Annotated in this window: 1 pseudogene; it reads left to right on the forward strand. The window is 61.5% G+C overall.

Going from position 1 to position 260, the window contains the following annotated elements:
* A pseudogene (locus AUR66_RS21935) lies at positions 1-260 on the forward strand (alkaline phosphatase family protein); the annotation flags it as partial.

Raw genomic sequence — 260 nt, forward strand, 5'->3', positions numbered from 1 at the left:
CGAGTCAACGTATCGGGGGGTTCCTCGAACGAATCGGTCTCGACGAGTTCGTCGCGAACCGAGTCAGTTCTGACGTCATCAGCGCCGGGACCCAGCAGGTCGACTTCGAGCACTCTATCGCGTTCATGCGGTCGCGGACGGAACTCGGAATTCGAATCAACCTCGAGGGACGCGAGCCGAACGGTGTCGTCCCGCAATCCGAGTACGAGTCGACCCGGGAGGCGCTCGTCGACTTGCTTCGAAACGTCACTGGCCCCGAT

This window comes from Haloferax profundi, from assembly GCF_001469865.1.
Classification (GTDB): Archaea; Halobacteriota; Halobacteria; order Halobacteriales; family Haloferacaceae; genus Haloferax; species Haloferax profundi.